Annotated in this window: 9 protein-coding genes; 6 read left to right on the forward strand and 3 right to left on the reverse strand. The window is 65.8% G+C overall.

The window, feature by feature from the left end; all coding sequences use genetic code 11:
• Positions 1-247: 247 nt before the first annotated feature.
• The 3 genes from H7007_RS06095 to H7007_RS06105 form a co-directional block, all read right to left on the reverse strand.
• Positions 248-613: a hypothetical protein gene (locus H7007_RS06095; protein WP_287153915.1), complete on the reverse strand. Its 366-nt coding sequence runs from the start codon at positions 611-613 to the stop codon at positions 248-250.
• Positions 614-720: 107 nt separating this feature from the next.
• Positions 721-2,268 (reverse strand): B12-binding domain-containing radical SAM protein, encoded by a 1,548-nt coding sequence (locus tag H7007_RS06100; RefSeq protein WP_287153917.1) that lies wholly within the window; start codon positions 2,266-2,268, stop codon positions 721-723.
• Between the two features lie 687 nt (positions 2,269-2,955).
• Positions 2,956-3,471, reverse strand: coding sequence for a ferritin (locus tag H7007_RS06105; protein ID WP_287153918.1), 516 nt, complete (start codon positions 3,469-3,471; stop codon positions 2,956-2,958).
• A 535-nt stretch (positions 3,472-4,006) separates the two neighbouring features.
• On the opposite strand from H7007_RS06105, the gene H7007_RS06110 reads away from it, so the two are divergent.
• From H7007_RS06110 to H7007_RS06135, 6 genes are all read left to right on the forward strand, one after another.
• On the forward strand, positions 4,007-4,996 hold the full coding sequence (locus tag H7007_RS06110; protein ID WP_287153919.1) for an electron transfer flavoprotein subunit alpha/FixB family protein: 990 nt from the start codon (positions 4,007-4,009) through the stop codon (positions 4,994-4,996).
• A 6-nt stretch (positions 4,997-5,002) separates the two neighbouring features.
• Complete coding sequence (locus H7007_RS06115; RefSeq protein ID WP_287153921.1) at positions 5,003-5,806, forward strand: electron transfer flavoprotein subunit beta/FixA family protein; 804 nt, start codon at positions 5,003-5,005, stop codon at positions 5,804-5,806.
• 344 nt (positions 5,807-6,150) lie between these two features.
• Positions 6,151-6,549, forward strand: coding sequence for a hypothetical protein (locus H7007_RS06120; protein ID WP_287153923.1), 399 nt, complete (start codon positions 6,151-6,153; stop codon positions 6,547-6,549).
• 13 nt (positions 6,550-6,562) lie between these two features.
• The gene (locus tag H7007_RS06125) at positions 6,563-8,038 is read left to right on the forward strand and encodes an FAD-binding oxidoreductase (RefSeq protein ID WP_287153925.1); all 1,476 of its coding nucleotides are present in this window, start codon (positions 6,563-6,565) and stop codon (positions 8,036-8,038) included.
• Positions 8,039-8,188 carry a hypothetical protein gene (locus tag H7007_RS06130; RefSeq protein ID WP_287153927.1) on the forward strand — a complete coding sequence of 50 codons (150 nt, stop codon included), beginning with the start codon at positions 8,039-8,041 and terminating at the stop codon, positions 8,186-8,188.
• A 1-nt stretch (position 8,189) separates the two neighbouring features.
• Positions 8,190-9,470, forward strand: a complete 1,281-nt coding sequence (locus H7007_RS06135; RefSeq protein WP_287153929.1) for a heterodisulfide reductase-related iron-sulfur binding cluster — start codon at positions 8,190-8,192, stop codon at positions 9,468-9,470.
• The last annotated feature ends 167 nt before the right edge of the window (positions 9,471-9,637 follow it).

Raw genomic sequence — 9,637 nt, forward strand, 5'->3', positions numbered from 1 at the left:
TCCATGCCCGCGGCCACGGCCATGGTGATGGAGTCCTCGTCGAAGTTGGCGACGGCCTTCTCCCCGCGGGCGTTGGTGATGATCACCGGGTTCAGCCAGCCCATGCTGCCGAAGATGATCATGCGGTTCAGCCGGTAGCGGGGAACGTAGCCGCCGAAGGAGCCGATCCCAACCATCTCTTCCTCCCTTCCCTCTTGCTTTTCTGCCGATGAAGGTCGAACCGTGCCGCGCAACGACCCTTCTTCCCTCAGGCGAAGATTATCTGGTGGAAGCCCGGGTGCCTGGCCTTAAGCTCCCGGGTTATCTCCCTGCGTTCCCCCTCATCCTCCACGCGGTCGACCTCCGAGACCCAGAGGCCCTCCTCGTTCTTCCGCCCCCTCAGTTCCCTTATGTAGCCGGGGACCATAATGAACCCCATCCCCGCCCCCCCGCAGCAGGAGGTGTCTGCGGCGGCGGCTTCCAGGAGGTAAAGCACTTCACGGTCCCTATATTTTAGCACGCCTTCCTCTAGGACCATGTAGTATCCAGCGATACTTCTTATTTCCTCGCCTATGGGCTGGTGAACGTGCAGCGCCAACGCCTTGCGCACCTCCCTCCCTTCGCCTTTCCCCACCCCGCCTATCCTCGCTCCGCCTGCCCGTGACCTCCGCGAGCCGCTCTCCGACCACATCCGGGCCTGCTGCCAAACATGCCGAGGCCGGGCCCGCTTACCTCTCTCACCTAACCGATATTAAACTCTCCGGCCTCTCCCGGCATTGACTCGTGGTAACCGGGTACGGCTTCCTCCCCTGTTCCCGACCGCAGCGGCAGGAGCGTGGCCTCGGGGGACCCGTGCTTCCTCCTCCCCGCCTTCGGCGGTCTCCCGTTCGTCAGGGCCCGGTGGAGTCGGATGAGGGGCCGGTGGGAATATATCTCCGCCATGGCCACCAGCCACAGACACTCCGAGAGCGGGCGATGTCCACGGTACACGAGCAAGGGAAACAAGGTCCTCCTCCATCCCACTTGCCACCTGGAAAAACCAGGAAGATCGAGGGCCGGCTTCCTCCTCTCCAGCGTGGGGTCGGGATCGCGCTCCAGGAGCCCCATCCGGCGACACCTCTCGTAGAGCTCCGTTCCCGGGTAGGGGAAGAAGACGGAGAGCAGGAACCAGTCCGGCTGGCAGAGGCGGTTGACCCGCACCGTCTCCCGGAAATCCCGGGGCGTCTCGCCGGGCAACCCGATGAGGTTGTACATGCCCACCTGCAGGCCGTACTTGCGGGCGGTCTCCACGGTGCGGATTATGTCCGAGTTTGAATATATGCGCTTCAGCACCTGGCGCCGGATCCTCTCGCTCCCCGACTCCAGCCCGATGTTCACGAAGCGGAAGTTGCTCTCCGCGAAGGCGGAGAAAAGGTCCTCGTAATCGGCGTTGGGTGTCACCCTGAGGTTGGCCCCGAAGGCTATGGGGGCCTGGAGGCGCGCGTTGAGCTTGCGGAGCTCGGCGCACAGCTCGAGGGCCCACTCCTTCTTCGCCCCCAGGGTCTCCACCTCCAGGTAGGCCTCGGCGAAGGAGGGGTCTTTTTCCTTCAAGGCCTCCAGCTCGCGGACGATGTTCTCCGGGCTGCGGACGCGCACGTACCTGCCCGGCGCAGCCTTGCGCAGGGCATGGTTGCAGCAATATGTGCAGCTGAAGGGGCATCCCCTGCCCACCAGCACCGAGGGGCGGGAGGAGGGGTTGGCCACCCACGGGGTCCACATCTCCCGGTCGGGGAAGGGAAGGGAGTCCAGGTCCTCCAGGAAGGGGCGGGGGGCGTTCCTCTCCACCGAACCGTCGGGCCGCTTGATGTAGAGGTTGGGAATCCCGGACGGGAAGCGCCCTTCCTCCAGTCTTTCCGCCAGCTCCAGCGTGGGGAACTCCCCCTCCCCCACACAGACGGCGTCGAAGGAAGATTCTTCCAGGCAGCGATCGGGGTTCAGGGAGGCGTGCGGCCCGCCGAGGAGCAGGAAGACCTCGGGGTATTTCCTCTTTATCCGCGCCGCCACACGGGAGAGGAACAGGTACTCGGTGTACACGGCGGTAAAGCATACCAATCCCGGCCGGAAGGAACGGATGTGCTCCTCGAGCAGATGGGGGGTTTCACGGCAGAGGACCACCAGGGCGGTGCGGTGCCCGTGCGCCTTGAGGAAGGCGGAGATGTAGGAGATGCCGAACTGCACGCGTTCCTGTATCTCCAGGGGTTTCTCCGGCGAGAAGGCATCCTCCTCGGAGTGTACGAAAAGAACGTTCATGACCGCCTCGTGTCCCTGGCTCGTCCCGCTGGAGGATCCGCTTGCTCCAGGAGGGCCTTGTCTTGGGCCTTCTTATTTATATCAAATACGGGATGAGGAGACCATTCCCCACTACGAACAGGGTGGAAGGAGACTGGCCCCCACCTCGACACCTGGGCACGGAGGCCCTTCCCGCGGCCCACTCCCCGATCTCCTCCAGGCCCTTCGCCCCTCAAGCCGGGTAGGGCATCGTTTACCTCGGATCCAACGCTGGAGCGATGACCCCTTTCGCTCCCCATCCGCCCGTCTGGGGGCGAGCTTCTGCAGGCCCATGGCGACCGCGAAGAGCCCAAGTGCTTTTCCTGAGCATTGCGGAAACGGTTCTGGAGGAATGGAACAGGTCAAACCGTGGGCACGGGCGATTAGGTTCTCCACACGTGCGTCGCGGAAACGGTTCGGGAGGATAACAGGGGGATAGGGACCGGGACGTTTCGCCCGCCGGTCCTTTTGTCCGCCTTGGCCTCACGGGCCTTTCAGAGGCGGTCGCGGAGGCGACATCCCGGATGGCTTGCGAAGTGGTGCAAGCGTGCGCCTCGGGGAAGGCGAAGGAGGGCGCCATGATGCGCCCTCCTTCCGATCCTCCCTCGCACCCCGTCACTCCGCGATTCGAGCCTCGCGGCCGCGACTTTTAGGCTCTCCGGGGGGGCCTCATTCCGCCGCCGCGGCCGGAGGGGTGAAGACCCTCTGGGCCAACTCGCGGTCCAGCATCATGAGGGCATGCCCTTCCTCCTTGACCAGCTCCAGCTGGTCAAGGATCTTCTGCGCCGAGGCCACCTCCTCCACCTGTTCCTTCACGAACCAGGAGAGGAAGTTGGCCGTGGCGTGGTCCTTCTCCTCCTGGGCCAGGGTCATGAGGTCGTTGATGCGCCTGGTGACCATCTTCTCGTGCTCCACCGTGGTCCGGAAGACCTCGGTAACCGAGGGGTACTCGTTCTCCATCTGGTCGAACACTCTTATCTCCGGGCGCCCTCCGGCCTCGGCGATGTAGTTGAAGAACATGAGGGCATGGGTCCGCTCCTCCTCCGCCTGCACGGTCATCCAGTTGGCGAACCCGTCCAGGCTGCGGGACTTGAAGTAGCCCGCCATGGCCAGGTAGAGGAATTCGGAGTAGAACTCCCACTTCATCTGGTCGTTGAGCGCCTCCTGCATCTTCTCCGAGAGCATCTCCATCACTCCCTTCCATACCCAAGAACCGTACCTTTCGTCCTCAACCCAATATATCGCTTGCTCAGCACGTACATAAAGGATGCGGATCATGGAGGGTAGCTGTGGAAGAACCAAAAAGCCACCGGTAAGAGACGGACCTCGAGGGAACGGGTATAAAGGGTGTACATCACGCAGGAAAACCATACAAGACATCAAGGGAGCGTGGCCCCTTTTCATGCCCTTGTACTTTACCATCCACGAATACCATCCACGAATACCATACAAATCTTAAAAATTTGATTGACTTTGCGGCGCTCGGGTGGTATAAGTTGACTATCAGTCATATTTGAGTGGCGGCTTTCGTTGCAGCACAGACGCAGCCGGGACGAAAGCCGCCTCTTCAATTGGGGAGGGAATGCGAGATGCCGGTGGGGAGGAGGTGCCGTTCGCGATGACACCCGGGGAAAGCCCCTCTGTCTTTCCCCTGCACACACAATCCTCCATCCGGACGGGATGAGCCGAAAACCGCGGGAAGACGAATCCGGAGGCACAGATGCGAGAAAACGACCTTGACGTCACGGTGATCGCCGAGCTCGACGAGGCGGGTAAACCGACGAGGCTCACCCTGGAGCTCCTGGGTCTGGGCAGGAGCCTTGCCGCGCAAGGAGGAGGCCTATCCGCGGTGGTCCTGGGAAGCGGCGTGGAGGAGGCCTGCTCCGAGCTCGCCGCCCGGGGAGCGGACCGGGTCTTCTTCCTTGACCGGCCGGAGCTCACCCCCTATAACCCCGAGGTATGGACACCTCTGCTGGCAACCTTTTTCCGTGAGCGAGGCGGGGGACTGGTCCTGGCCGGGCACACCCCCCTGGGGCAGGACCTCCTCCCCCGCCTGGCCTTCTCCCTCCAGGCGGGACTGGTCACCGACTGCGTGGGCATCCGGGTGGAGGGAGAGGGCTTCATCCTCACCAAACCAGTCTACGGCGGTAACGCCCTTGCCGGGATGAAGGCCGCCACCCCCCTGGCCCTGACCACGGTGCGCTCCAGGGTGGGGGAGGCCCTTCCCCCTTCCGCATCGAGCGGGGAGCTCATCCCCCTGGACCTGGAGACGCCGGCGGAGGCGAGGATGCGGGTCCTGGAGAGGCACCGCCTGGAGGCCGGGGAGTGCCCCCTGGAGGAGGCCCGGGTGGTGGTCTCCGGAGGACGGGGCATGGGCGGTGAGGAGGGCTTCGAGACCCTGCGCGAGCTGGCCCGGTTCCTGGGCGGGGCGGTGGGAGCCTCCCGGCCGCCGGTGGACGCGGGCTGGGCCCCCACCACCTGCCAGGTGGGCATAACCGGAAAGGTGGTGGCCCCAGACCTCTACGTCGCCGTGGCCATCTCCGGGTCCAGCCAGCACCTCTCCGGCATGGGGGACTCGGGGAAGATAGTGGCCATCAACAAGGACCCGGAGGCCTACATCTTCCGGGTCTCCGACTACGGGGTGGTGGGGGACTGGCGGGAGGTGCTCCCCGCCTTCCTCTCCAAGGTGAGGGAACTGGTCTCGGAATGAGAGGAGGTGGAGAAGGGCATGCACATAGTGGTCCTGGCCAAGATGGTGCCCGACCCCGAGGGCCCTCCCTCCTCCTTCGAGGTGAACTCCGCGGAGAGGAGGGTGGTCCCCCGCGGCATCCCGCCGGTCATCAACCCCTTCGACGAGAACGCCCTGGAAGCCGCCATCCGCATCAAGGAGCAGGTCGGTGGGACCATCACCCTCCTCTCCCTGGGGAAGAACCTCTCCCGGGCGGTGATACTCAAGGCCGTGGCCGCGGGGGCCGACGCCTCCGTGCTCGTGGAGGACGACTCCCTGGACCAGGCGCTTTTGGACTCGCGTACCACGGCCACCCTCCTGGCCGCCGCGCTGCGCGGCCTGGAGCCCTTCGACCTCGTCCTCTGCGGGCGCCAGGCCTCGGACACCAACGCCGGCGTGGTGGGACTGGGCGTGGCCGTGCTCCTGGGCCTCCCCGCCGTCACCCTGGCCCAGAAGGTGGAGGTGGCTGACGGCAGGGTGGTGGTGGAGAGGGTGCTCTCCGATGGCTACGAGGTGGTGGAGTGCGCCCTTCCCGCCCTGGTCACGGTGAGCGGGGAGGTGGGGGACCTGCGCTACCCCAGCCTGCAGGCCATAAGGGCGGCCAAGGAGCTTCCCCAGAGGGTGGTGAAGGCACAGGAGCTGGGGGTGGAACTCCCGCTCCCCCCCTGGACGGAGACCGCCTCCCTCCAGCCTCCCAGCCGGGAGAGGCGCTGCCGCCTGGTGGAGGCAGACTCCCCGGCGGAGGCGGGCGAGAAGCTGGCCCTCCTGCTGCGGGAGGAGAAGGTCCTGTGAAACCGGGTTTCCGAAGCAGGCGCCAGTTCCCTGTCAGGGCAGCACCCCGGCGCAGGTGAAGCGTGGCCGAGAGGAGGACTTCGAGCCGGCTTGAGGCAGAGAGGCTCGGCGCGGGTTCTTTCGAGCGGAAGCGTAAAAGAAGGGTCGAGGGGAAGAATACGGGTTTGAGGCTTTGGTGAAGGGGATATTCTTCTTGGTGAGCGTCACTGAAAGCGAAACGGCATCGGCTCACGGAAGGAGCGGGCAGGGTATATTTTCCAACCTATTCCAGATGGCTGGGCTGTTTATGGCAGATATTGGTAACTGAAGGAAGAGCCGGCGAGGTTTGACGGGAGGTGAGGACGATGGCCATCGACCCCCAGGAGGTCTTCTGGGTCATGCAGTGCGCCTACCGCAACGGCGTGCTGGACAAGTTCATGTCCGTCCAGGGGCGGGCCCTGGAGCTGGTCATGGAGGAGACGGGCGCGGACATGGGGGACCTGCTCAACCGCATGGACGAGGCCAAGGAGGAGACGGTGATGAAGGTGGACCGCCTCCTGGACCGGGCCGGCCCCTTTCTCAAGTACCTGAACAACGACCGCCTCATGCGCCTGGCGGACAGGCTCCTCTCCTCCTCCAAGGTCCAGGCCTTCATGGCCCGGCGCATGGCGGACACCATCAAGAGGACCCTGACCGGGGAGCCCAAGCCCTCCCTACCGGAGAGGGTGAAGGCCCTGGCGGGAAGGGTCCGCAAGGCGGCCTGAGGGGGTGGGAGAGATGGCCGAGACGAAGGTGGTTTTAGAGAAGCTCTCCGCGGTGGTGGGGGGCGAAAACGTCTCCACCGCAGAGGAGCTGCTCTCCACCTACCGCGCGGCGGGAACGGTGGAGGGCGGTGAGCCCCTGGCCGTGGTCCGGCCGGGAAGCACCAAGGAGGTGCGGGAGCTCATCAGGCTGGCCCGTGAGGAGAAGTACAACCTGGTCTTCTCCTCCTCCGCGCCGCCCCGCCTCCGCGGGGATTCCGTCCCCCGCGGGGAGGGCATCATCGTGGACATGTCCCGCATGGACAGGATCGTCCGCCTGGACCGGAGGAACAAGGTGGCTCTCATCGAGGCCGGCGTGACCTATGAGAAGCTCATCCCCGAGGTGGACAAGCTGGGGCTCAAGGTGCTCATGCCCCTCCTCCCCAAGCGGGGCAAGTCCGTCCTGGCCTCCTGCCTGGAGCGGGAGCCCATCATCATCCCCAAGTACCACTGGGACATGACCGACCCCATGCTCTGCACCGAGCTGGTCTTCGGGACTGGGGACCTCTTCCGCACCGGTTCGGCGGCGGGGCCCGGCTCCCTGGAGCAGCAGTGGGCGGCGGGCGCGGCGCAGAAGAACCCCATGGGGCCCGCGCAGACCGATTTCGTGCGCGTGGTCCAGGGTTCCCAGGGAACCATGGCCGCGGTCACCTGGTGCTCCCTCAAGCTGGAGGTGAAGCCCAGGATCCATAAGATATGGTTCGTTCCCGACCGCAAGTTGGAGAGGCTCATCGACTTCACCTACCGCGCCCTGCGGCCCCGCCTGGGGGACGAGTGGCTCATCCTCAACTCCTTCGCCCTGGCCACCATGATCGCCGAGGACCCGGAGCGCATACAGGAGCTGGCCCGAGAGCAGGCCCCCTGGACGGTGGTCTACGGGGTCTCCGGCTACGAGTATCTGCCGGAACAGAGGGTAGCCTACCAGGAGCACGACCTGGCGCGGCACGCCCAGGCGGCGGGGGTCACGGCGGCCTCCGAGGTCCCGGGATGCTCCTGGAAGAAGATGGAAAGAATCCTCGCCGCCCCCTCCCCCGAACCCTACTACAAGACGAGGCCGAAGGGCGGCTTTCTGGACATCTTCTTCCTCACCACCCTGGACCAGGTGCCCCGCTTCCTCTCCGTCATGGAGGGCGAGGCGGAGCGCTTCGGCTACCCCATCCAGCGTCTGGGGGTCTACATCCAGCCCATCCAGCAGGGACGCAACGCGCACCTCGAGTTCACCATATACTTCAACCCGGAGGACGCTCCCAAGGCCCGGGAGTTCCACCTCTCCGCCTCCCGGGCCCTCTCGGAGGCGGGGGCCTTCTTCTCCCGCCCCTACGGGGTGTGGTCCGAGCTGGCCTACGCCCGCTGCCCGGACACGGTGCGCGTGCTCCGCAAGGTCAAGGACATGCTGGACCCCGACCACGTCCTCAACCGGGGCAAGCTCTGCTTCCAGGAGGAGGTGGTCTGAATGGCCGCCCGCGACCCGAGGGACGCCGCCGTCCTTCCCGCAAGGGGCGAGGACACGGAGAGGGTCTCTCCTGAGGCGGCCTTTTCCGGTTACCGGCTGGTTCGGACATTCCTCCTCCCGGGGAGGATCGCGCTAGAGGGGGTGTCTTAAGATGGCTCTTTCCGACTACCAGAGGGACATGGAGGGCTGCTCCCGCTGCTCCTCCTGCAAGTGGGTCCCCTTCAACCAGATCAAGAGCTGGCGGTTCGCCAAGAACTGCCCCTCCATCTGCCGTTACAACTTCCACGCCTACTCCGGCTCCGGGCGCATGATCATCGGCCTCTCCCTGCTCACCGGCCGCTCGGAGCTCAACGACGCCGTGGCGGAGATCGTCTACAAGTGCCAGCTGTGCGGGGCCTGCGATACCGCCTGCAAGGTCTACCGTGACGATATCGACATCACCGAGGTGCTCCTCGAGCTCCGCGCCCACTGCGTGGAGCAGGGCTTCCTCATGGTGGAGCACATGGCGGTCATCGACGCCCTGAAGCGGGAGGACAACGTCCTGGGCGAGCCCAAGGCCAAGCGGGGCGAATGGGCGGAGGGCCTGCCCTTAAAGGACATCAACAAGGAGAGGTGCGAGGTCCTCTTCCATGCCGGCTGCCGCTATTCCTACGACCCCGAGCTGCGGGAGACGGTGCGCGGGGCGGTGCGGCTGCTCCTGGAGGCCGGGCAGGACGTGGGCATCGCCGGGGCCGAGGAATCCTGCTGCGGCGGGAGGGCCTACGAGCTGGGATACCGGGGAGAGGCGGAGAACTACGCCGAGGACCTGCTCTCCCGGGTGAAGGCCTCCGGGGCGCGCATCCTGGTGACCCCCTGCGCCGACGGGTACGCCCACTTCCGCTACCTCTATCCGCGCATGGGCAAGGAGCTCCCCTGCGAGGTCCTGCATATAACCCAGCTCCTGGAGAGGCTGGTCTCCGAGGGCAGGCTGCGCTTCAGGGAGGAGGTGCCCCTCCTCCTCACTTACCACGACCCCTGCCACCTGGGAAGGATGGGCGAGCCCTACCTGGGAGACTGGAAGGGAGACAAGCTGCAGCGCCCCATGTCCATGAAGAGGTCGGGGCGCAAGGGGGTGTACGAGGCTCCGCGCAACCTCCTGCGCGCCCTCCCCGGCGCCGGCCTCGTGGAGATGGAGCGCATCCGGGAGTACGCTTGGTGCTGCGGGGCGGGGGGCGGGGTCTACGAGGCCTTCCCCGAGTTCGCCTCCTTCGCCGCGCGGGAGAGGGTGGAGGAGGCCCTGGCCACGGGAGCGGAGGGGCTGGCCACCGCCTGTCCGTGGTGCGTGCGCGTCCTCCGCGATGCCGCGCAGGAGATGGGAGCGGAGATCCAGGTCTACGACCTGGTGGACCTGGCGCTCCAGGCGGCGGGAGTCGCGGAGAAGGAGCGGGTGTGAGGCCGGGGACGGGACACCTCCAGGGGTTTCCTCACCTCTTGTCCGGCCTTTACGCGGATCGGGGGAAAGGGAAACGCCGCTGAGGATGGAACTCTCCCCGCCGCCGGGCCCAAGCCGACCAGCCGGGATCGCGGCGCGGCGTGGCCGCCCGGTACGGGAGTCTTGAA

The organism is Candidatus Solincola tengchongensis, from assembly GCF_015711935.1.
In the GTDB taxonomy this organism is placed as follows: domain Bacteria; phylum Actinomycetota; class Geothermincolia; order Geothermincolales; family RBG-13-55-18; genus Solincola_A; species Solincola_A tengchongensis.

What these genes read in the sequence shown, in the direction of transcription:
- H7007_RS06135 (WP_287153929.1), top strand. Translation starts at nt 8,190, where the DNA reads ATGGCTCTTTCCGACTACCAGAGGGACATGGAGGGCTGCTCCCGCTGC.
- H7007_RS06100 (WP_287153917.1), bottom strand. Translation starts at nt 2,268, where the DNA reads ATGAACGTTCTTTTCGTACACTCCGAGGAGGATGCCTTCTCGCCGGAG.
- H7007_RS06130 (WP_287153927.1), top strand. Translation starts at nt 8,039, where the DNA reads ATGGCCGCCCGCGACCCGAGGGACGCCGCCGTCCTTCCCGCAAGGGGC.
- H7007_RS06105 (WP_287153918.1), bottom strand. Translation starts at nt 3,471, where the DNA reads ATGCTCTCGGAGAAGATGCAGGAGGCGCTCAACGACCAGATGAAGTGG.
- H7007_RS06110 (WP_287153919.1), top strand. Translation starts at nt 4,007, where the DNA reads ATGCGAGAAAACGACCTTGACGTCACGGTGATCGCCGAGCTCGACGAG.
- H7007_RS06120 (WP_287153923.1), top strand. Translation starts at nt 6,151, where the DNA reads ATGGCCATCGACCCCCAGGAGGTCTTCTGGGTCATGCAGTGCGCCTAC.
- H7007_RS06125 (WP_287153925.1), top strand. Translation starts at nt 6,563, where the DNA reads ATGGCCGAGACGAAGGTGGTTTTAGAGAAGCTCTCCGCGGTGGTGGGG.